The organism is Paraplanobispora takensis (genome assembly GCF_016863195.1).
Lineage (GTDB): Bacteria > Actinomycetota > Actinomycetes > Streptosporangiales > Streptosporangiaceae > Planobispora > Planobispora takensis.
This window is the reverse complement of record NZ_BOOK01000088.1, coordinates 1-20,829: the sequence shown is the minus strand read 5'-3', so window position 1 is coordinate 20,829 and position 20,829 is coordinate 1. Positions and strand designations below refer to the sequence as shown.

Below are 20,829 nucleotides of genomic sequence, written 5' to 3'. Positions count from 1 at the left end.
TGGCGGCAGCCGGGGATGGCGCTTCTGGCGGGGGGCGCGTGATCGGGCGCTGTTCGTGGGCTACCTCGGCTATCGGCGGTGGCTGCAGCGCCGGGGCGTGCTGCGCGCCCCGGCCGCGCACCCCGCCGCCGGACGCGCCGGTCTGCCCGTGGAGGCCCGATGAAGCGTGGAGGCCCGATGAAGCGTGGAGGCCCGATGACCGGTGGAGGCCCGATGACCAGTGGAGGAGCGACGGGCACGCCGTACCTCGACGGGGCGTCCGTCGTCCTGTTCAGCGGGGGGCGGGGCGGGGCCGGGATCGCCCGCGGTCTCCTGCGGGCGCCGAACACCGACCTGGCCGTGCTGGTCAACGGATACGACAACGGGCAGTCCACCGGCGCGCTGCGCCGCTATCTGCCGGGCATGCTCGGCCCTTCGGACTTCCGCAAGAACCTGCTGCTCCATCTCGACCCGGGCGACCCGCGCCAGGCCGCGATGATCGGCGTGCTCGACCACCGGCTGCCCGCCTCGGCCGGTCGCGGGGACCTCGACGATCTCGTGGACGGCCTGACCCGCGGCCGGGTGCACGCGATGCTGCCGCCGCGCACGAGGGCCGCGGTGGTGCGCGACCTGTCCGTCCTGGCGGCCCGGCTCGACGGCGACCCCGGGCTCGACCTGCGGGACTGCGCGCTGGGCAACCTGGTGTTCGCGGGCGCCTACCTGCGGCTGCGCCGGGACTTCAACGCCGCGGTCCGCTCCTGCGCCGAGACGTTCGGGTCGCCGGTGCGGCTGGTCAACGTGACGGGGGGCGAGAACGCCTATCTGGTGGCCCTCAAGCAGGACGGCCGGATCCTGGCCGACGAGGCCGACATCGTCGCCCCGCAGGACCCGGTCGCCATCTCCGAGCTGTTCCTCCTCGGCAGCCCCCTCACCCCGTCGCGGCGGGCCCTGCTGGAGGCGCTTCCCGGCGGGCACCGGCGGGACGCCCTGGCCGGCGGCGGCGCCCGGATCTCCCTCAACCCGGAGGCCGGGGACGCCGTCACGCACGCCGACCTCGTCGTGTACGGCCCCGGCACCCCGCACTCCTCGCTGCTGCCCAGCTATCTGACCCCCGGGATCGCGGACGCGATCGCGGCGAGCCGGGCCGGGGCCAAGGTGTTCGTCGTCAACCTCCGCGACGACCACGACGTGCAGGGACTGGACGCCCGCGCCCTGGTCGAGCGCACCCTGCGCTATCTCGGCGATCCCCGCAACGAGCGGCGCACGATCACCCACGTCCTGCGCCACCGCGCGGGATCCGCCGTGACGGAGGAACCCGGCGGGGACGCCGCGGCGGGCATCCGATGGGTCACGGCCGACCTGGAGGACCCGCGGCGGCCCGGCGTGCACTCCGGGACCCGCACGGTGGCCGCGCTGGCCCGCATCGTCGGCGAGACCTCCCTGCTGGGGGCCGGATGAGCGCGCTCACGCACCGTGCGGCCGCGGCGCTCGCCGGGCGGCGCGTCTGGCTGTGCGACCTGGACGGCACGCTCGTGGACTCCGCCCCGGCCCACGAGGCCGCCTTCCGCACCGCGCTCGCCGAGATCTCCCCGGGGTCGCTCGGCTCCTTCGACTACGGCGCGCACGCGGGGACCGCCACCCGGCAGGTGGTGCGGGAGCTGGGCGTGGACCCGGCGCTCGCCGAACGGGTGGCCGGCCGCAAACAACGGCTGTACAGGGCCTACGTCCGCGACGGCGCCGTCGCCGTGCTGCCGGGGGCGCGCCGGCTGCTGGGGCTCCTGGCCGAGCGGGGCCATGCGGCCTACCTCGTCACCTCCGCCAGCCGCGACTCGGCCACCGGCGTCCTGCGGGCCTGCGCGCTGGCCGGGTACTTCCGCGGTGTGCTGACCGCCGACGACGTGCCGTACAGCAAACCCGACCCGCGCCTCTACCGGCAGGCGTGCCTCACCTGGGCCGTCGACCCCGCCGACGCCGTCGTGCTGGAGGACTCCGCCCACGGGGTGGCCTCCGCCGTCGGCGCCGGCCTGCTCACGCTCCAGGTGCACGGGGACGCCCCGGCGGACGGGGCGGTGCCGGTACGGGACCTGGGGGAGATCGTGTCCCTTCTCGAAGCGGAGGCCGGTCCCGTTGGGTGAGGAACGCCTGTGCGCGGTGGTCCCCGCGGCGGGGCAGGGCTCCCGGCTCGGCGCGGACATCCCGAAGATCATGGTCGAGATCGCCGGCGGCGTCACCGTGTGGGACCTGCTGCACCGCCGACTGGCGCCCTGGGTGGAGCACATCCACGTGGTGCTCTCCCCGCCGGGGGAGGGCCCCTTCCGGCGGCTGGCCGCCGGGATGATCGGGCGGGGCGAGGTCTCCGTCAGCGTCCAGGAGGCGCCCACCGGCATGGGCGACGCGGTCTTCGGGGCCGCCGCGCCGTACTGGGCGGGTCATGACGCGATCCTGGTCGTCTGGGGCGACCAGGCGAACCTGTCCTCGCGGACGGTCGGCGAGGTGGTGCGGGCCCACCGCGAGAGCGCCGCCGGGGGAGGGCCGGGACTCACCCTTCCCCTGGTCGCGCTGCCCGATCCCTACGTCGAGTACGACTACGACGCGGCCTCCTCGACCCTGCTGGGCGTGCGGATGTCCCGGGAGGGGGAGGAGTGCCGGCCCGGCGGGCTCGGCGACGTCGGCCTCTTCTGCCTGGGCGTGGACGGGCTGGAGCGGGCCTGGCGGAGCTATCTGGCCGGGGCCCGCCCGGGAGCGGTGACAGGAGAGATCAACTTTCTGCCCTTCCTGCCGTACCTGTCGCGAGAACATGGGCGGCGGACCACGGTGGTGCCGGTCGCCGACCCCGCCGAGGCCCGTGGCATCAACACCCCCGCCGATCTCGAGTTCACCCGAAGGACCTACCTGCGATGCACGAGCTGACCCCCGGCTCCGTCCCGCTCCGCCGCGTTCACGTCGTCTGCTCGGAGATCCCCCCCGACGTCGTGGGCGGGCTCGGCCGCTACGCCGAGCGCATGATGGACGCCCTGCGCCGGGGCGGCACCCCCGTCACGGTGTACGGCACCGCCCGCCGGGGCCGCTCGCCCCGCACCGAACGGCTGGGGGACGTCACGCTGCACCGGCTGGCGACGGCGAGCAGCGACCACGCCAGGAACTCGCGCACGCCGCAGGTGCTCAGGCGGGTGGCCAAGATCGCCGGACTGCTCGCCTTCAACGTACGCGTCGCCGGCCGCATCCTCCGCGCCGAGGCGGGGCGGTCCCGGGCGGACCGGCGCGGGACCGTCGTGGCCGTGCACGACTGGATGGGGGCTCCGGCCGGCATCGTGTGCCGCCTGCTCGGCCGGCTGCCGGTGGTCTTCCACGTGCACACCCGCGAGCTCAACGCCGACCCGGCCGGCGGCCGGTCCCTGCACGCGGCCTGCCTGGACACGGTGGAGACGGCGCAGGCCCGCCTGGCGGACCTGATCATCGTGCCGAGCGTGAGCGTCCGCGACGACCTCGCGGCCCGCCGCTGGCCGCGGGAACGGCTGCGGGTGCTGCCGCACGGCTTCGAGGACGCGGAGCTGCTGCGGCTGGCCGCGCTGCCCGACGGCGAGCGTGAGCGCATCGCCTCGCGGGTGCGCGAGCGCTACCTGCCGGAGGGCCGGGGCCGGTTGGTGGTCTTCGCCGGACGCCTGTCCGCGCACAAGGGCGTGCACACCCTGATCCGGGCGGTGCCGCTGCTGACCAAGCAGTACGGCGACGACCTGCGAGTCGTGATCATCGGCGCGCAGTTGCCGCAGACCGACGACAACGCGGTCGTCGCGCGGCTGATCGAGGAGACCGGCGCCGGTGAACACGTGGTGGCCGACTACCGGTTCCTCGACTCGGCCGAGCTGTTCACGCACTTCCTCGCCGCCGACGTGTGCGTCTTCCCGTCGGTGTACGAGCCGTTCGGGCTGGTCGCGGTGGAGGCCATGGCGCTGGCCAGGCCGGTGATCGTCGGGCCCGGCTACTCTCCCGAGGTCGTGGGGGACGGGGCGCTGCGGTGCGCGCGCGACTGCCCCGAGGAACTGGCCGCCGACCTGTCGCGCTGCCTCGACGACCCGGATGAGGCCGCGCGGCTCGGCGCCCGCGGCTCCGCCTACGTACGGGAGAACTACAGCTGGTCCCGTACGGCCGAGCAGACCCTGGCCGCCTACGCCACGGTGGCGCGGTGAGTCCTCGCCCCGGCGGACGGTTCCGATTCGGCGGGCGGTCCTGGATCGCCGGATGGTCCGGGGCCGGCGGGCGCTCCGGTGAGCGCCGCCGGGGCGTCGCGGTCCCCATGCTCGTCAACGCGGCCGCCAGCGGCGTCTCGGCCTCGACCACGCTGCTGGTGGCCTGGGGGGTCAGCGCCGCCGAGTTCGGGCGCTTCACCCTGGTCCTGTCGATCGCGCTGATCGTCACCGTCGGCATGGTGATGAGCCTGCACTTCGTCATGTACCAGGAACTGCCGAGGGCCCGGCCCGAGGAGCACCGGGCCCTGATCAGCACGGCGCTGCTGTCCACCCTCGTGCTGGGCACGGCCCTGGCCCTGGCGGGAGTGCTGGCCGCCCCCGTCCTGACCGCGGTCCTGGGCGTGGACCTGCGCACCCTCTGTTTCGCGCTGGCCCTCGCCCTGGCGATGGCGGTGAACTATCTCACCGAGAGCTTCCTGCGGGGCCGGCGGAAGTACGGCCTCACCTCCGCACTCAAGATCGTCGTCGCCTTCGTCCACCTGGGAGTCTCGGCCTGGTTGCTGTTCGTGCTCGACGTCGGGAACGTCGACTGGTACCTGCTGGCGCTGATCGGCACGAACCTGCTCTTCGCCCTGGTGTCCGCGGTCGGCTTCCGGGTCGACCCGCGCTCCTGGTCGCGCGCGCTCGCCCGCTCGCTGTACCGGCACGGCGCCTACCTCACCGCCCTCGGCGGTCTCAGCGCGGTCCTGTTCGGGGTGGACGTGATCTTCCTCAACCACTGGGCGGAGGCGTCCGAGGTCGGGGTGTACTCGATCTACAACAACTTCCCCAAGCGGCTGCTGGGCGTGGTCTTCGCCGACGGCATCGGCCTGGTGCTGCTGCCCGCGCTGGCCGTCACGGACACCTCCAGGGCGCTGGGCCGCATCGGGCGGCTGTCCCCGGCCGTCTTCGCGGCGGCGGCCCTGCTGTCGCTGGCGGCGAGCGCGGTGTTCTTCCTCCTGCTCCGCGGCGAGTATCCGTACTCCTTCGGCCTGATGGCCCTGTCGGCCCTGGGCATCGGCGCCCACACGGTCTTCAACCTCTACTCGGCGGCCCTGTCGATGGACGGGGTGCGGGGCGCCAAGGCCCTCATCGCCGCCCAGTGCGCCGCGGCCCCGATCGTGCTCGCCGGCCAGGCCGCGCTCATCGCCTGGCAGGGCCTGACCGGCGGCCTGGTGGCGTTCATCCTGTCCAATCTCGTTCTCACCGCGGCCGTGGTCATCGTCTCCGCCCGTGTGTACCGGTCGCGGGCGGCGGCGCCGAGCGTCCGCCATCCGGAGGTCCCACGATGAAGATCGCGCACATCATCACCCAGTTCCCGCCGAACATCACCGCGGGGCTCGGCCGCTACATCGCGGAGATCACCCCGCGCATGGCCGACGGCCACCGGCTGAGCGTCTTCACGCTCAACGACGGCCGCCTGCCGGTCCTCGAGCACGCCGCGGGCATGACCGTGCACCGTCCCAGGGGCCGGATCCACGGCGCGATCAGCCGCCGCCGGCGGCTCAACCGCACCCGCAGGCTCGACTTCGCCCTGCTCGCGCTGAACGTCGTGGCCAGCAACTGGCGCCACTTCCTGCGCCTGCGCGCGGCCGGGCGGGACGGGCGGCCCGACGTGGTGGCGGTGCACGACTCCACCAACTTCCTGGCCGGCCTCCTGTGCCACTATCTGCTGCGGCTCCCCGTCGTCTTCCACGTGCACACCACCGAGTACGGCGTCGACCGCCGTCCGGGCGCCCCGGGGACGCGGGGGCTGTTCGCCGCCGTGGAGCGGTGGCTGGCCCGGGTCGCCCGCAGGATCGTGGTCCCCACCCCGGAGGTGCGCGACCGGCTGGCCGCCGCCGGCTGGGACCGCTCGTCGCTGGAGGTCGTCTGCCTGGGCGGGACCTTCGAACGGCTGCTCGCCGAAGGCGCGCCGGGCGGGCGGGACCTGCGGGTGCGCGCCCGCGACCTGCGCGCCCGGCTCGGCCTCGGCCCCGGCGACCCGGTCCTTCTGTTCGTCGGCAGGATCGAGCGGCAGAAGGGGATCTACCAGCTGCTGGAGGCCATGCCGCGGATCACCGCCGCGGTGCCCGGACTGCGCCTGGTGATCGTCGGCGAGGGCGACGAGGAGGGCGTGCGGCGGATCGTCACCGGGGCGGGGCTGAGCGGGCACGTGCGCACCTCGGGCGGATGGGTCGGCGGCGAGGACCTGCTGGAGTACTACGAGATGGCCGACCTGTGCGTCTTCCCCTCGCTGTTCGAGCCGTTCGGCCTGGTGGCGACCGAGGCCATGGCCATGGGCAGGCCGGTGATCCTCGGCCACGGGTTCTCCCGGATCTTCCTCGGCGACCCGGACCGTCCCGCGGCGCGCTTCGTGCGCGGGGACGATCCGGGCGACATCGCCGGGGCCGTGATCGAGATCATGGCGGATCCGGCGGCGCGGGAGTCGCTCGCGGCCGAGGGGGGACGGTTCGTCCGCGAGCGGCTGAGCTGGGCCCGCACCGCCGGGGAGACGCTCGCCGTCTATCAGGGCGTCCTGGAGGAGGAGCGCGGCGGAGCCGTACGGCGCGCCGCGGTGAGCCGGGGATAGCGACCCCGGCGGGAGAGCGGCCGCCGGGCGGTCAGCGCCCGGCCCTGACCCGGCCCAGCACCACGTCGACGACCAGGAACGCCAGCAGGGAGATCCCCAGCAGCGGGATGAACACCCCCACCGCGATCGCGACCGCGCCCACGGACACCAGAACGGCCGGCGGCACCGCCCGCCAGGTGCCGCCCGCGGGGGGAGCGGCGAACCCGCGAGTCGGGCGGCGCAGCCACCACATCCGGTAGCCCCACACGATCAGCGAGATCAGGCCGGTCGCCAGCGCCATCAGCAGGATCTGGTTGGCTAGGCCGAACAGCACGCCCATGTGCCCGTCGATGCCCCAGCGGATCAGCTTGGCCGCCAGCGGGAAGTCCGCGAAGCGCAGCTCCCCGGTCACCTGCCCGGTGGCCGGGTCGACGGCGACCTGGTCGTTGCGCTGGGGCCACTCGCGGTCCATCTCCTTGACCGTGAAGGCGGCGCCGGGCCCGGCCGGCCAGACGATCTCCAGCGGGCCGGACAACCCGGCGCCGTGCGCCGCGGCCACGATCCGGTCGGCGTCGGCGTCGGTCGCGGTGCCGCCGCCGTGCCCGGTGTGGCCGGAGTGGTCCCCGCCCCCGGACGACAGGGCCGGGGTCGTCCAGCCGAGCGCGGTCTGGATCTTGTCGACGTTCGCCCCGGCGTAGTTCGACCAGGTCAGTCCGGTCGCCGACAGGAACAGCAGGCCCACGGTGATCCACAGGCCGACCGAGCCGTGCCAGGACAGGGTCCGGCGCAGGCCCCGCGCCCTGCGGTCGGGCCGGAAGCTGCGGCGGCGGTGGCTCAGCCACAGCACCACCCCGCCGAGCGCGACCACCCACAGCCAGCCGGCGGCCAGCTCGCTGTACAGGCGGCCGGGCTCGCCCAGGTGCAGGTGACGGTGGAAGGTGGAGATCCAGGCCCGCACCGGCAGCGCGCCCGAGCTGCCGTAGCTCTCCATAGCCCCGCGCACCTGGCCGGTGTGCGGATCGACGAAGACCGCCAGCCGGGTGGACTCGGGCAGGTCCGGCACGTCCAGCAGGACCCGGGTGGTCGTGCCCGGCTCGGCCGCGGGCCGTACCGCGCCGATGGTGCCCTGCGGGTGGACGGCCCGGGCCGCGGCGATCTGCTGCGTCAGCGGGAGCATGTCCCGCCCGGCCGGAGCGTTCAGCTCGTGCGTGTAGAGGATCTTCTCGATCTGGAAGGAGGCGGCGTACAGCAGGCCGGTGGCGGCGGCCACCAGCAGGAAGGGCGCGATGAGGACGCCGGCGTAGAAGTGCAGGCGCAGCACCAGCGCGCGCAGCGCCGGCCAGGCGGCGGGACGGGGGGTTCTCTCGGGAGCGGATCGCAGCTCTTGCACGTCAGAGGTCATGACAGGTTCTCCGTTCGCGGGGGGCGCGCGCACGCTCAGGTACGCACCGCCCCGGCGCGGGGTTCACAGGGTCGGGAAAAGGGCCGCCGCGGTGCGCGGCGGCGGGCCGTGCGCCCAGGCGGGCGTGCGGCGGGCCGTGCGCTCAGGCGGATACGCGGCGGCGGGCCGTACGCTCACGCGCGGTACGGCCGGCCACGGGTCCGGAGCCGGAGGCCGGGAACCGGGAATCAGATGACGGAGAACCCCACCGGCGGCCCGCGCCGGGACACGACCGCGGCCAGCAGCCGGGTGACGAGCGACGGCGCGCCGTCCCGGGAGACCCACCGGGGGACGCGCCTCAGGACGGGCGGGCACCGGACCGGCAGGACCAGGATCGAGGCGAGCAGCAGGTGCACCAGCATGGCCAGAGCGCTCTCGCCGCGCTCCAGCCAGTAGGCCGACAGCAACGCCGTGGCCGCGTGGGCCGCGACCATGGCCGCGAGGCCGCCGTGCTGGTGATCGGTGATGAGCGACCGCTCCACCGCGGACGCCGACAGCAGGTGGTGCAGGCCGTACTGGGTGACGAAACTCGCGCCCAGCAGGGTGCCCAGCCCGCGCCTGCGGCGGGCCAGGACGAACGCCCCGGCCGTGACCGGCGGTACGGCCACGGCGGGCACCACCGGGTCGACGGCGGCCCCGCCGGCCAGCAGGTGCATGCCCAGCGACGCCGTCACGCACACGACCGCGAACACCGCGGCGCGCATCAGGCGAAGGACAGGCACGCCCTCATAGTGACAGAAAAGATCACGGATGCCAGGGGATCGGAGCCGGCCCGCCCGTAGAGGCGCTCAGGAAAAATCTTGGAAGTCGCTGTAACAAACCTCGCGGACGGGCCCTCTTATCTGACGAAACCACACAAACGGAACGGAGACCCTGAAAATGAGCGGCGACTTCGCGAGCGGCGAGTTCAACGTGACCACCACCGACTACGTCGACTACGACGGCGACGGCGGCACCGACGCCCAGCTGATCGACACCGACGGTGACCACGTCGCCGACGAGGAGCGCTACGACGTCAACCACGACGGTGTGACCGACGTGGTCTACCTCGACCACAACGGCGACGGCTACGCCGACGAGGTCCGCGTCGACCTCAACGGCGACGGCGTCTCCGACTACACCGAGTACGCCGGCCCCTTCCCCACCGCCTGACCCCGCCCGCACGCCCCGGCGTTCAGCTGCCGGGGCGGGGATCGATCGGGGTCAGGGGGGTGAGGGCCGTCTCCAGCGCCTCGGCGGCGTCCAGGCACAGGTCCTCGCGGAATCTCGGAGCGATGATCTGCACGGCCTGCGGCAGGCCGCCGGCCTGTCCGGCGGGTACGGCGACCGCGGGCAGGCCGAGGAGATTGACCGCCACGACCGTGCGCATGGTGTCCGGCCAGTCGGCCAGCCAGCCGGGGTCGAGGTCCGATCCGACGGGGAAGGCCGGGCGGGTGCGGATCGGCGCGAGCACCAGCGGGGCGTGGTCCATCCACGTGCTCCACAGCCGCGCGATGGACGCCCGCTCCATCATCGGATCGAAGGCCCGCTCTCCGGCGGCCCGTGTCCAGATCGGCTCGTAGAGCTGCCAGAAACGCACGAACCCGGGCGAGGCGATCGTCTCGACGGGCGGCTGGTCCCGATGGACGCGGCCGTACTCCGACATGATCTGCGTGTAGACCTCGCTCGCGCGGGTGAGGGCCGGAGCCTCGCCCTCCTCCACGAGATAGCCCGCGTCGGCCAGGGCCGCCGCCGCGCGCTTCAGCGCGTCCGCCACCTCCGGGGACATGCCGGTGCCGCCGACGTCGGTCACGACGCGCACCCGCACCGGAGCCGGCACCGGCGGGCCGTGCAGGGGCACCGGGGCGTGCCACGGGTCCGCGCCGGAGCGCCCGCACATGTGGTGGAAGGCCAGTCGCAGGTCCCGCACGCGCCGGGCGAGAGGGCCGTGGACGGCCAGCAGCTGGAAGGCGAAGGGGACCGGTCCCGCCCGTTCCCCGGCCTGGGCCACCCTGCCCAGCGAGGGCTTCAACGCGCTGACACCGCAGCACTGGGCGGGCCAGCGCAGTGAGCCCGCGCCGTCGTTCCCGATTCCCAGCGGGGACATCCCCGTCGCCACCGCGGCCGCCTCCCCGCCGCTGGAGGCGCCCGGCGTATGGGCGGCGGACCAGGGGTTGACCGTCGCGCCGTACAGCGCGTTGTCGGTGTGCCAGCGCATGCCGAACTCGGGCATGTTCGTCCGGCCGATCGGGATCGCCCCCGCCGCGCGCAGTTCGGCGACGAAGGGCGCGTCGGCGGCCGCGGTCGCCTCCCGCAGGGCGGCGATCCCCATGGTCGTGGCGGATCCCGCGACGTCGACGTTCTCCTTGACCGTCATCGGCACACCGTGCAGCGGGCCGGTCGCCCCGCCGCGCGCCCGCGCCCGGTCGGCCGCGTCCGCCGCGGCGAGGGAACTCTCCCTCAGCGTGACCGTGACGGCGTTCACCAGTGAGTTGACCTCGTCGATCCGCCGGAGATGCGCTTCGACGACCTCCCGGCAGGAGACCTCCCCGTTCCGGATCATCTCCGCCAGATCCCACGCACCCAGTGCCCACAACCGTGTCAATGTGTCCTCCTGGAGACCATGCCGGGAATCTAGGAGGACACGCGCGAAAAGAGCAGTCTTGTCTTTCCCGGCCGCCTCAGCCGCCCTGCCGGTCGCGCAAGCGGACCGGCCCGGCGACGCGGCCGGTGCGCGCGCCGCAGATGATCACGACAGGTGCGCACCACGGGGGATCGCGGCCGATGCGCGCCGCGGAGGGTCACGGGGGGTACGCGCCGCGGAGGACGCGGTCTGTCCGCCGGGGGATCAGCGGGGGGTGTGGTCACCGCTGAGGGTGTCGGAGCGGTCGTCCCGCAGCGCGTCGAGCAGGCCGGGGACCTCGCTCATCTCCCGCAGTTCGGCCTGGCACTCCTCACACGACATCAGATGGCGCTCGAAGGCCTGGTGGTCGGCTTCGTCGAGGACGCCGAGGGCGTATGCCGCCACGTCTTCATGCACGTCGTGCGAGGGGGCGGACATCAGCTCGCGACACCTTTCTCTTTCAGGATCCCGCGCAGAGCCCGGATCCCGTAGTAGAGCCGGGACTTGACCGTGCCGGGCGGGACCCCGAGGATCTCCGCCGCTTCACCAATCGTACGGTCCCGTAGGTAAGTCTGCTCTATCGCCTCCCGGTGTTCCGGGGACAGCTGCCGGAGCGCCTCGGAGACGAGCATCGCCTCCAGCGCCCGCTCGGCTCCGTCGGGGGCGGGGACGGCGTCGGCGTCGGGCGGCTCGGTCTCCCGCGGCCGGACGCCCCGCCTGCGGCGCTCGTCGATGACGACGCGGCGGGCGACGGTCAGGAGCCAGGCCCACAGCAGGCCGCGCTCGCGGCGCAGATTGCCGGCGTTCCGCCAGGCCCGCAGGAGCGTCTCCTGGACGACGTCCTCGGCCCACTGCAGGTCACCGCCGGTGCTCCTCAGCACATGCCGGAGGAGGGGGGCTCCGAACTCCTGGTACAGCTCCTCGGCCAGGATATGATCATTGTTGGTTTTCACGCTCTCCAGCCGGCTCTCGGGGATGCGGCAGGGCACATCTTTACACCAACGCTGAGTTGGGCACCACCTATCGGAGAGTTAGGATCACCCTTTTTGTGATCATTGTGGAAAATCGCCCAGCTGTCCCATCGGGGCTCACAAACCGCCGCCCGGCTCGGCGGGGGCGGTGTAGCGGTTCTCGATGAGCTCACCCACCCGGCGCCTGGTCTCGTCGGCGGATCCGCCCCCCTTCTCGACCTCGGCCACCTCGGCCGCCAGGTCCTCGTCCTTGACGCTTGAGGCCATCCAGCGGGAGTAGTCGCCCCGGCCCAGGTGGTACTCCCAGGTGCCGTCGTCGACCCCCTCCGCCAGCCGGCAGAACGCCGTCAGGTTGCCCGCCCGCAGGTTCAGCGCCTCCTGCGGGCCGCGGAAGTAGAAGCTGTTCTCCTCTCCCAGCTCGCCGGCGGCGTACTTGCGGAGATGCCGCTGCCGCTCGCCCTCCGGCGGTATCAGGCGGGCCCGGACCGGTTCGCCGGGCAGCCGCAGCAGGAGGAGCTCTCCCGTGGGCAGGTCGTCGGGCAGGTCGCCGAGCGGCGTGCCGGTCTGTTCGTCCGGCGGCGGGCCGGTCTGCCCGGCTGAAGAGACGAAGGTGGTCAGGACCTCGCCGGGGCGTTCCCCCACCGCGACGACCGCGTTCAGCGCCCGCAGCACCGGCTCGCTGACCAGGGAGGGATGGACGGTGATCAGCAGCAGACCCCCGAACTGACGGAGCAGCTCCACCGACTCGGCCCTGAACCCCTCGGGCATCATGTGGTGGGCCTCGTCGACGATCAGCCAGGAGGGACGCCCGCACTTGGCCTGCAGCGCCGCCAGGCGCGGCAGGAACGTCTCGAAGAAGCCCGGCCGGTCCTCCAGCGGCACCCCCAGCAGGTTGACCACGACGCTGCGCGCCGGGTCGTCGAGCACCTGGACGATCTCCTCCTCGGTGGGGGCCCGCCGGGTGTCGCCGAGCACGACGGCGTCCTCGATGCCGTCGGTGTAGTCCCCCTCGGGATCGATCAGGCAGAACTGGTAACCGGCGTGGGAGACGCGTTCCAGCAGGGCGGCGGTGGTCGTGGACTTGCCGCTGCCGGAGGGGCCGGCGATCATCATGCGCGTGCCGTACGGCGGCAGCCGTACCTGCTCCCCGTCCCGGACGGTGCCGAGCGGCAGGTGGTGGCGCCCGGGATCGGCGCCGGCGAGGTCGTCGTCGAGGATCCGGCCGGCCAGCTCGGTGACGCCGGCCCCGCGCGGCCGGTCCGTCACCACGTCGCAGCGCTCCTTGACCGCGGGCAGGGCGTTGGCCACGGCCACCGAGCATTCGCACGCGGACAGGAAGGCGTGGTCGTTCTCGGCGTCGCCGACGCCGACGGTGTTGTGCGGCGACAGGCCGAGCGCGTCGAGGGCGGCGGTCAGGCCGGTGGCCTTGTTCACGCCGGAGGGCAGGACCATCACCGCCCCCTTGTTGAAGATCACCTGAAGTTCGAGGCCGAGCTCGCGGATCGTCCGCAGGACGGTCTCGCCGTGCGGCTCCCGGGTGGCGACGACCACCGAGCCGACGCTGAGCGGCTGCACGCCGGCCTGCCGCAGGCGCTCGGCGAACTCCGGGGGCGGCGGCCCGGCCAGCGCGGTGGTCTCCTGCCGGGCCGGGTCGTGCAGCAGGGCCCCGTTCTCGGCGACGATCCGCTCGAACAGGTCGAAGCGATCGAAGACGGAGGCGAGGTCGTCCAGCTCCCGCCCGGTGACCATGACCAGCCGCCGCCCGGACCGCACGAGGCGCTCCAGGGCGGCCACGGTGTCGTCGTCGACCTTGCCCTCGGCCGAGAGCGTGCCGTCATAGTCACAGGCCAGAACGTGATAGCGCATGCAGGATCGCTTACCCGCCCGGCCGGGATTCTCCGTACGGGCAGATGGATTCCTGGAGAACACTTAACCACCGCCCGCCGTTTCCGCTCGCCCCCGGATCTGGTGGGTGATGGAGGGATCGGTGACGGCGGTGTCGTCGGCCAGCAGGAACGCCTTGGAGACGATGACCGACAACAGGCCGCCGTCTTCCTCGAACGGCAGGAAGAGCCTGTCGGAGGCGCCGCGACCGGGGACGATGCACAGGTAGGCGTCGTTGGGCTCCATGAGGATGTTGCCCGACCTGAGGTGGATCTTGTAGGTGCGCAGGTCGCCCCGGACGACCAGGAAGCGGTCGGTGAGCGTGCAGCGATCGGCGATGGCCAGGCGCGGCAGGAGCCGGGCCAGGGCGTCGCGGCGGACCCGGGCGCTCTCGGTCAGCTCGCCGAAGCCGTAGGACTGCCAGTACTCGCCCCGGCCGTGCGGGTCCAGGCCGGTGGAGGTGACGCCGACGGCCAGGTCGGCGTCGCGCAACGTCTCCGACAGGACCAGCGGATCGATCTCGGCCAGCGGGACCGCGGCGCCGCGCTCGCCGGTGAAGCGGATGTCCCCGCTGACGCAGGTGGAGGCGGTGCCGTAGCCGTCCCGCTCCCCGAAGCCCTCGCCCAGGTGGAAGTCCCAGCGCGCGGTGAGCCCGCCGGGCAGCTTCTTGACGGCCGTGCACTGATCGGAGCCGCACTCCAGGTCCCAGTAGCCCAGCGACATGCCGGTCCAGCCGCGATCGGTCAGCAGCGCCTTGGCCTGGCCGTAGCGGAGCAGATGGTCGGCGAAGCGGCGGGAGTGGTCGCGGGTGCGCTCCTCGGCCGGGGTGAGCAGGTAGACCTCGCGGAAGGCCTGCTTGAACGGCTGGCGCAGCTCCCCCTCCTGCACGGCCTCCCGCCAAAGGCGCACCTCCTGCGGCGACACGCGCGCCGGATGCCACAGCCGCACCGGCACCTCCGGCACGTTCATCCCCAGCTCGCTGCGCCACACGCCGGGCGAGACCTCGAACTCCCAGATCAGCCGGTCGGTGATCGGGTGACCCTCCAGCTGCCGGTACGGCGCAAGCGTTTCGCCGATGTATCCGGCCTCCAGCGCCCTGACCAGGGTGACCTGCTGCTGCCGGGTCTGCTTGGCCAGCTCCCGCAGCCGCTTGACCTCCTCGGGGTGATCCCGCCTGACCGCCGCCGGGACCGTCTTCAGCCTCCTTTCCCCGTGCCACCACGACAGCTCGACCCCGTCCTCGATCGAGATCACCGCCGTGTGCTCGCCGACGGCCTGCCGTACCCGTCCGTCGGGCAGCCGGAACGCCACCTCCAGCCGGTCGGCCAGAGCGCGCTCGATGCGCTTGAACATGCGGTCGAGCTGCCTGGGCACCCCCGCGTGCCGGGTGATCCGCCGGGCGGTGCGCAGCGACGAGACCGCCTCCGGGGTCGGGTACTCCTCCACCGCGCGGGCGATCTCGAACAGCAGTCCCTGGGAGGGCAGGGTCCTGGCCCGGGTGGGCGCCACCGCGATCCCGCGCAGCAGCCCGTCCAGCGACTCGGGCAGCCAGGGCTCGTCGCGCAGGAGCGCCAGCCGTACGGCCCGGCCGACGGCCCTCTTCTCCCCGTCGTCGAACGCCTTCTCCGCCCGGTAGGGGATCTCCCCGGCGTGGATCGCGGCGACGTGGGCCTCGGCGGTCTCGATGGTGGCGCGGGCGAAGTCCGGGTAGCCGGGCAGGTCGTCGAGCCGCTCATAGAGGCCGGGCAGCGGCGTGAGCGAATGGTCCGTCGCCTCCCGCACGGACTCGGCGAACAGCGCCCGGTGCTCCGCACTCCAGCCGAGCAGCAACCTCACCTGGGCGACTCCGATCGGCCCGCACCCCTCGAGGATCCGCTCGGTCACCTCGGCGTCCAGCCCCGCGAGCCCGGCCAGCGCCAGCACCGCGAAGGGGGCCTCCAGCCGTTCCCGGCGCAGCAGGAACTCGACCAGGGTGCGGGCGGGACCGGCCAGCCGCTCCGTCGGCGCCCCCGCCGGGCACCGCGCCAGCGCGCCCGCCGCGACGCATGGATACGCCACCCCACGGTGCAACCCCACCGCCAGCACGTCGAACAACTCCGCGCACGTCTCCGGCGTGAACAGCGCCTGCCGTTGCAGGGCCTCCTGACGCACCGCGAACAGGGGCGTCCCGGCGTCCCGGCTCCGGTAGGCCGACACCAGCAGCGCGCCGAACTCGAACGCGCTCGACGCATCAGTCGCATCAGTCGTATCAGGGGAGGAAGACAGCATGGGGAGATCCTGCCGGAGGCCGCCGACAGAACGGGGCCGGGCCGATCAGGGGAAAGTCCCCCTCGGTTCCTAGTCGATGAAGTCGACGTCCGGGTGCCGCGGGGATTCGCCGTCGAACAGGTGCCGGTCCCGTCCGCGAAGGTGCAGATCGAAGAACGCGCCGATGTAGTCCCGCTGTGCGGCCAGCGAACGACGGGGATCGATGGTGCCGATGACCGCCTCACGCTTCTCCGGCGCCACGCGCGCGCCGAGTTGCGGCACGATGATCTGCAGGTCGCTGTAGGCCATGTGCGTGCCGCCGCGCAGGAACAGATCACGCTTCCAGCCTCGCTGGACGGCCCAGAAGTCCGCCCAGCTGCGGTCGAATCCGGGATTGCGGTGCGTGTGCTCGAGCGGTTCCCCGTTCTCGCCGACGCCCTCGGCGCCCATCAGCAGGAAGGGCCCGTCCAGGCCGCGTTCGGTGACCTCGCCCGGCACGTAGGGACTTCCCGGGGGATAGCCGACCGCGGTCGCCATCGCGCCGTCCAGGTTGATCCCGGCGTCGACGCGGCGGTCGTGGACCATCGTCTCGCCCGCGGTGAACCCGCCGTAGGAGTGCCCGTAGGCGCCGATCCGGGACAGGTCGAGCGACCGGCCGAGCCCGCGGGGGAGCGGCCGCCCGCCCGCGTCGGGGTTCTCGCCCCGGGTGATCTTCGTGAGCCGGTCGAGGACGAACCGGATGTCGGCGACCCGGGCGTCGAGCGCCTTCTTCTCGAATCCGGGGTCTCCGTCCCCGGACACCGCCAGTTCGAGCCGCCCGCCGGGGAACTCGACCGCCGCGCTCTCGTAGGTGTGCGAGAGCGAGACGACCACGTAGCCGCGGCTCGCCAGATCGTCGACGATCGCGGTGTACACCTCCCGCGGGCCGCCGAAGCCGGGGGAGAAGAGCGCGACGGGCTTCGGCGCGCCGCGCTCCACGGGGACGCCGGTCTCGGCCCTTCGCTTCGCCGATGCCCAGTCGATGGAGCCGGCCGGGAGAGCGAGGTAGTCCTCGCCCGCCAGCACCTGGTCGACGACGGAGCTCACCCCGGGTGTGAGCCACGGTGCCCGCGGGCCCCGGGCGAGCCGGTCGGCCGGGTAGGTGACGGTGACCATGAGTTCCCGGTGCCGTTCCGGTTTCCACGGATCGGGACGGGACGAGTCGACGAGGTGCAGGTCGGCGGTGCCGACGTCGTAGGGGCCGGTGAGGGCCGGCGCGGTGAGCCTGGCCCGCTCCGCCGCGGCGGGAGCGGTCGCGGTGAGCCTGACCTGCTCCGCCGCGGCGGGAGCGGTCGCGGTGAGCCCGCCCGCGAGCGCGAGGCCCGCGATCAGCGCCGAACCCCGCATCACCCTGGTGTGTCTCGATGACACTGCTGGAGTCCTTCCGGATCGGGGCGGCCCGGCGACCGCCTGCCTCCGACCCTGCAGCGCCCCGGCATCGCGCACATCCCCCTGCGGCACTACGCGCATCCCCCTCCGGAAGGAGCCGCGCTCCTCCCCGTGAAGGGCAGGGCAGGCCGGTGCGGCCCCGGGGATGCGGCGCCGCCCCGCCGGTGCCGATCACGCTGCGGAAGCCGTCTCCGATCGGATGTGATCGCGCCCGGGTAGGGTGAGGCCATGCTTTGACGCCTGCCCGGTGATCGGGCGCCTCCGGATCTCCTTCGTTCGTCGCGGCTCCACCCCGGCCCCACGAAGGAGATGTCTTCCATGAACACCTCGACCCGCATAGTCGTTCCCGACCTGTTCGCCGCGTCGTACGCCGCCCACGGCGCCGAGGCGCGCGCCTGGATCACCGGCCTGCCGCGTCTCGGCGGTGAGTTCCTGGACCGCTGGGGACTGCGGCCCGACGGCCCGGCCGCGTACGGCATGGCCTCGCTGGTGCTGCCCGTGCTCCGGGCCGACGCGGCACCCGCCGTCCTCAAGCTCCAGCAGCTGCGGGAGGAGACGGCCGGCACCGCCATCGGCCTGCGGGCGTGGAGAGGCGACGGCGTCGTGCGCCTGCTCGACTACGACGAGGAGAGCGGCACGCAGTTGCTGGAACGCCTGGATGCGACCCGGCCGCTGTCCGCGGTGGCCGGCGATGACGCGGCCGTGCAGATCCTGGCCGAGCTGCTGGCCCGTCTGACCTCGTTGCCCGCCCCGGAGGGTCTGCGACGGCTGTCCGGCGTCGCCGCGGCCATGCTCGACCGGGTCCCGCACGCCGTACCGGCACTGCGGGACCCCGGCGAACGGCGGCTGGTGCGCACCTGCGCGGCCGCGGTGGCCGAACTGATCGGCGAATCCGGCGACCGCCTGCTGCACTGGGACCTGCACTACGACAACGTCCTGGCGGGGGAGCGGGAACCCTGGCTGGCCATCGACCCCGAACCGCTGGCGGGCGACCCGGGGTTCGAGCTGCTGCCGGCACTGGACAACCGGTGGCAGGAGATCGAGGCCACCGGTGATGCGGCTCGCGCGGTGCTGCGCCGCTTCGACCTGCTGACCGAGGTCCTCGGCCTCGACCGGGGGAAAGCGGCGGGATGGACCCTCGGCCGCGTGCTGCAGAACGCCCTGTGGGACGTCGACGACGGCAAGACCGCCCTCGAACCCGCCCAGGTCGCCATCGCCACGGCGCTGCTGCTCCGGCGGAGGTGAAAAGGGCGCGGTCCGTTCCGGCCGGCGCGGTCACTCAGGACGGACCGCGTTCACAGGGACGCGGCCCGCCGCCCGGCGCCGCCCGTCTCACCCCCCGACCAGCGGGATCAGCTTGACGAACGACACGACCGGGTCGGCCGCGAGGTCGATCTCGGTGTCCAGGTCCTCGATCTGCCGGTCGCCGACCAGCAGCAGGAAGCCGTTGCGGGCGAAGGCCGCCTCGGCGGCGTCGGCCTGCCTGTCCCAGTCGAGTCTGCGGGCGGTGCGCAGCCGGTAGCCGTTCAGTTCGGCCTCGGCGTCCGTCGGCCTGACCAGGCCGCGGAAGTGGTGGGAGGGAGCGGCGTTGTGGCGGGCCACCTCCTCGCGGACGCGCAGCCGTACCAGCTCCCGGGCGGAGATCCGCTCGGGCAGGCCGGGCAGCCGGAACTCGTCCACCGCCCGGCCCGTCATGGTCTCATCGCGGAATGTCACCGACGCCATCGGAGAACCCCTGTTCATTGGGAAAGCGATGGCGACATCTATAACAGCGGCGGGCGACAGAACCGGGCGGGAGACGGCGCCCGTGATCCCGCCACGGTCTCCCCACTGGACCACGGCGGGATCACGGCGGACGGACCGGGACGCCCACCCCGGCCCGTCCGGGTCAGCCGGTTGTGCAGGCGGCGCCGTTGAGGGTGAAGGCCGGGGGCTTGGCGGTGTTGCCGGTGTGGGTGGCCTGGAACCCGAAGTCGGCCGACGCGCCCGGGGCGAGGGTGCCGTTGTAGGAGACGTTCCCGGCGGTCACCTGGCCGCCGGACGGCGAGACGGTGGCGTTCCAGGCGGAGGTGACCGTCTGGCCGGGCGGGAGGGCGAAGGCCAGGGACCAGCCGTTGAGCGCGGCGGCCCCGGTGTTGGTGACCCTGACCGCTGCGGTGAGGCCGGTGTTCCAGGCGTTCACGGTGTAGGAGACCCGGCAGGCGCCGCTCCCGGTCGGGGTCGCCGTGGGCGTGGAGGTGGGTGTCGCCGTGGGGGTGGAGGTGGGCGTCACCGTGGGCGTGGGTCCGCCGATCAGGCCGAAGAAGCGGAGCGCCGCCTCGGCCATCCCGCTCATGGGAAGGTCGTGCCCGCCTCCCCGGATGCTGATCGCCTCCACCGGAGCGGTCTCACCGGTGCCTCCGTAGCGGGTCCGCGTCCAGTTCGGGCGCGGCTGGTCGGTGAACGAGGGAGTCTGCCCGAGCCCGTGGACGTCGGTCCACTGCTTGATCTCCTCCTGGAAGTTCGGATAACGCAGGGTGCCGTCCTCGGTGCCGTGCCAGACCTGCATCCGGGGGCGCGGGCCGCCGTAGCCGGGATGGGCTCCCCGTACCAGGTCGCCCCACTGCTGCGGGGTCCTCACGACCCGCCCGTTGGCGCAGGCGCTGTTCCAGGACGAGCCGTCGGCGGTGGCGAAGCAGCCGAACGGCACGCCCATGAACGCCGCCCCAGCCGCGAAGACGTCGGGATAGTCGCCCAGCAGGACGTTGGTCATCATGGCGCCGGAGGAGGCGCCGGTGACGTAGATCCGGCCGGGGTCGGGGTTGTAGCGCTGCTGGACGTACCTGACCATGGACATGATCCCCACCGGGTCGCTGCCGCCGTCGCGCCTGAGCGCCTGGGGCGAGGAGACGTCGAAGCAGGCGCCGCTGCGCGTCGCGGACGGGTAGACGACGATGAACCCGTACCGGTCCGCCAGGGAGGCGAACTCCGTCCCGGAGTGGAAGGCCGGGCCGGACCCGGTGCAGTAGTGCACGGCCACCAGGATCGCGGGTCTGGCCGCGACGCGGTCGGGCACGTACAGGTGCATCCGCAGATTGGTGGGATTGGTCCCGAACCCGGTGACCTCGGTGAGGGCCGCCGACGAGGCCGGGGCCGCCGCGGCCAGTGCCGTGACCAGCGCCGCCACCAGGCCCACGACGACGGCCGCGGCCGCCATGACTGTGCTTCTGATTCCCATCCGCTGCCCGCTTCTCCGTCCCGGCCGCGCCCGGCGACGCGGCTCCGCATTGCCTTTGAAACATTCGGAGTATCAACGAAACTTTCACCAGGCAAGGCGGAGCCCCGGGCCCCCCTTCCGGCATCCCGGCTGAGCTGGGCTTATCAGAACGGCAGACTCGCGATCGGATGAAACTTTCGCGCCGCCCGGAGGCGGCGCGGTGTCCGGATGATCAGAGGTCGATGCCGGCCTGCGGTCCCGCGTAGGTGCGCAGCGGCGCGGGGACGTCGGCGGCCGGGATGCC

Annotated in this window: 18 protein-coding genes; 8 read left to right on the top strand and 10 right to left on the bottom strand. The window is 73.3% G+C overall.

Features of this window, described 5'->3' with window-relative positions; genetic code table 11:
• The first annotated feature begins 213 nt into the window (after positions 1–213).
• Genes Pta02_RS39605 through Pta02_RS39580 form a run of 6 tightly spaced genes read left to right on the top strand, consistent with a single transcriptional unit; the run spans position 214 to position 6,777 of the window.
• The gene (locus Pta02_RS39605; RefSeq protein WP_203880191.1) at positions 214–1,437 is read left to right on the top strand and encodes a 2-phospho-L-lactate transferase CofD family protein; all 1,224 of its coding nucleotides are present in this window, start codon (positions 214–216) and stop codon (positions 1,435–1,437) included.
• Positions 1,434–2,114, top strand: coding sequence for an HAD family hydrolase (locus tag Pta02_RS39600; protein ID WP_203880190.1), 681 nt, complete (start codon positions 1,434–1,436; stop codon positions 2,112–2,114). Before Pta02_RS39605 ends, Pta02_RS39600 begins: the two co-directional genes overlap by 4 nt.
• Positions 2,107–2,889 (top strand): NTP transferase domain-containing protein, encoded by a 783-nt coding sequence (locus tag Pta02_RS39595; protein ID WP_239131580.1) that lies wholly within the window; start codon positions 2,107–2,109, stop codon positions 2,887–2,889. Before Pta02_RS39600 ends, Pta02_RS39595 begins: the two co-directional genes overlap by 8 nt.
• A complete protein-coding gene (locus Pta02_RS39590) occupies positions 2,877–4,166 on the top strand; it encodes a glycosyltransferase family 4 protein (protein ID WP_203880189.1) in 1,290 nt (429 codons plus the stop codon). The genes Pta02_RS39595 and Pta02_RS39590 overlap by 13 nt, the downstream gene beginning before the upstream one ends.
• Complete coding sequence (locus tag Pta02_RS39585) at positions 4,163–5,497, top strand: oligosaccharide flippase family protein (RefSeq protein ID WP_239131579.1); 1,335 nt, start codon at positions 4,163–4,165, stop codon at positions 5,495–5,497. The genes Pta02_RS39590 and Pta02_RS39585 overlap by 4 nt, the downstream gene beginning before the upstream one ends.
• Positions 5,494–6,777 (top strand): glycosyltransferase family 4 protein, encoded by a 1,284-nt coding sequence (locus tag Pta02_RS39580; protein ID WP_203880188.1) that lies wholly within the window; start codon positions 5,494–5,496, stop codon positions 6,775–6,777. The genes Pta02_RS39585 and Pta02_RS39580 overlap by 4 nt, the downstream gene beginning before the upstream one ends.
• A 31-nt stretch (positions 6,778–6,808) precedes the next feature.
• Here the strand turns inward: Pta02_RS39580 and Pta02_RS39575 are convergent, their stop codons facing one another.
• On the bottom strand, positions 6,809–8,158 hold the full coding sequence (locus Pta02_RS39575) for a PepSY-associated TM helix domain-containing protein (protein WP_203880187.1): 1,350 nt from the start codon (positions 8,156–8,158) through the stop codon (positions 6,809–6,811).
• A gap of 227 nt (positions 8,159–8,385) precedes the next feature.
• Positions 8,386–8,919, bottom strand: coding sequence for a hypothetical protein (locus Pta02_RS39570; RefSeq protein WP_203880186.1), 534 nt, complete (start codon positions 8,917–8,919; stop codon positions 8,386–8,388).
• A gap of 157 nt (positions 8,920–9,076) precedes the next feature.
• Between Pta02_RS39570 and Pta02_RS39565 the strand changes: the two genes are divergently transcribed.
• Entirely contained in the window at positions 9,077–9,349 is a 273-nt protein-coding gene (locus tag Pta02_RS39565) for a hypothetical protein (RefSeq protein ID WP_203880185.1), read from the top strand.
• A gap of 22 nt (positions 9,350–9,371) precedes the next feature.
• Here the strand turns inward: Pta02_RS39565 and Pta02_RS39560 are convergent, their stop codons facing one another.
• From Pta02_RS39560 to Pta02_RS39535, 6 genes are all read right to left on the bottom strand, one after another.
• The gene (locus Pta02_RS39560) at positions 9,372–10,781 is read right to left on the bottom strand and encodes an amidase (RefSeq protein ID WP_203880184.1); all 1,410 of its coding nucleotides are present in this window, start codon (positions 10,779–10,781) and stop codon (positions 9,372–9,374) included.
• Between the two features lie 243 nt (positions 10,782–11,024).
• Positions 11,025–11,237: a zf-HC2 domain-containing protein gene (locus Pta02_RS39555; RefSeq protein ID WP_203880183.1), complete on the bottom strand. Its 213-nt coding sequence runs from the start codon at positions 11,235–11,237 to the stop codon at positions 11,025–11,027.
• Positions 11,237–11,752, bottom strand: a complete 516-nt coding sequence (locus Pta02_RS39550) for a sigma-70 family RNA polymerase sigma factor (RefSeq protein WP_239131578.1) — start codon at positions 11,750–11,752, stop codon at positions 11,237–11,239. Before Pta02_RS39550 ends, Pta02_RS39555 begins: the two co-directional genes overlap by 1 nt.
• A 135-nt stretch (positions 11,753–11,887) precedes the next feature.
• Positions 11,888–13,636, bottom strand: coding sequence for an HAD hydrolase family protein (locus tag Pta02_RS39545; RefSeq protein WP_203880182.1), 1,749 nt, complete (start codon positions 13,634–13,636; stop codon positions 11,888–11,890).
• A gap of 63 nt (positions 13,637–13,699) precedes the next feature.
• Positions 13,700–15,922 (bottom strand): DUF4132 domain-containing protein, encoded by a 2,223-nt coding sequence (locus Pta02_RS39540; protein ID WP_203880181.1) that lies wholly within the window; start codon positions 15,920–15,922, stop codon positions 13,700–13,702.
• A 69-nt stretch (positions 15,923–15,991) separates the two neighbouring features.
• On the bottom strand, positions 15,992–17,311 hold the full coding sequence (locus Pta02_RS39535) for an alpha/beta hydrolase family protein (protein ID WP_203880180.1): 1,320 nt from the start codon (positions 17,309–17,311) through the stop codon (positions 15,992–15,994).
• Positions 17,312–17,647: 336 nt separating this feature from the next.
• Between Pta02_RS39535 and Pta02_RS39530 the strand changes: the two genes are divergently transcribed.
• The gene (locus Pta02_RS39530; protein ID WP_203880179.1) at positions 17,648–18,574 is read left to right on the top strand and encodes an aminoglycoside phosphotransferase family protein; all 927 of its coding nucleotides are present in this window, start codon (positions 17,648–17,650) and stop codon (positions 18,572–18,574) included.
• A gap of 87 nt (positions 18,575–18,661) precedes the next feature.
• On the opposite strand, the gene Pta02_RS39525 is transcribed toward Pta02_RS39530, so the two are convergent.
• On the bottom strand, positions 18,662–19,054 hold the full coding sequence (locus Pta02_RS39525) for a hypothetical protein (RefSeq protein ID WP_203880178.1): 393 nt from the start codon (positions 19,052–19,054) through the stop codon (positions 18,662–18,664).
• A 163-nt stretch (positions 19,055–19,217) separates the two neighbouring features.
• On the bottom strand, positions 19,218–20,546 hold the full coding sequence (locus tag Pta02_RS39520; RefSeq protein WP_203880177.1) for an extracellular catalytic domain type 1 short-chain-length polyhydroxyalkanoate depolymerase: 1,329 nt from the start codon (positions 20,544–20,546) through the stop codon (positions 19,218–19,220).
• Positions 20,547–20,829: the final 283 nt, after the last annotated feature.

Excerpts from the sequence above, each read along its gene's own strand:
- Pta02_RS39605 (WP_203880191.1), top strand. The coding sequence starts at position 214 with ATGACCAGTGGAGGAGCGACGGGCACGCCGTACCTCGACGGGGCGTCC.
- Pta02_RS39600 (WP_203880190.1), top strand. The coding sequence starts at position 1,434 with ATGAGCGCGCTCACGCACCGTGCGGCCGCGGCGCTCGCCGGGCGGCGC.
- Pta02_RS39590 (WP_203880189.1), top strand. The coding sequence starts at position 2,877 with ATGCACGAGCTGACCCCCGGCTCCGTCCCGCTCCGCCGCGTTCACGTC.
- Pta02_RS39580 (WP_203880188.1), top strand. The coding sequence starts at position 5,494 with ATGAAGATCGCGCACATCATCACCCAGTTCCCGCCGAACATCACCGCG.
- Pta02_RS39575 (WP_203880187.1), bottom strand. The coding sequence starts at position 8,158 with ATGACCTCTGACGTGCAAGAGCTGCGATCCGCTCCCGAGAGAACCCCC.
- Pta02_RS39565 (WP_203880185.1), top strand. The coding sequence starts at position 9,077 with ATGAGCGGCGACTTCGCGAGCGGCGAGTTCAACGTGACCACCACCGAC.
- Pta02_RS39555 (WP_203880183.1), bottom strand. The coding sequence starts at position 11,237 with ATGTCCGCCCCCTCGCACGACGTGCATGAAGACGTGGCGGCATACGCC.
- Pta02_RS39545 (WP_203880182.1), bottom strand. The coding sequence starts at position 13,636 with ATGCGCTATCACGTTCTGGCCTGTGACTATGACGGCACGCTCTCGGCC.
- Pta02_RS39540 (WP_203880181.1), bottom strand. The coding sequence starts at position 15,922 with ATGCTGTCTTCCTCCCCTGATACGACTGATGCGACTGATGCGTCGAGC.
- Pta02_RS39530 (WP_203880179.1), top strand. The coding sequence starts at position 17,648 with ATGAACACCTCGACCCGCATAGTCGTTCCCGACCTGTTCGCCGCGTCG.
- Pta02_RS39525 (WP_203880178.1), bottom strand. The coding sequence starts at position 19,054 with ATGGCGTCGGTGACATTCCGCGATGAGACCATGACGGGCCGGGCGGTG.
- Pta02_RS39520 (WP_203880177.1), bottom strand. The coding sequence starts at position 20,546 with ATGGGAATCAGAAGCACAGTCATGGCGGCCGCGGCCGTCGTCGTGGGC.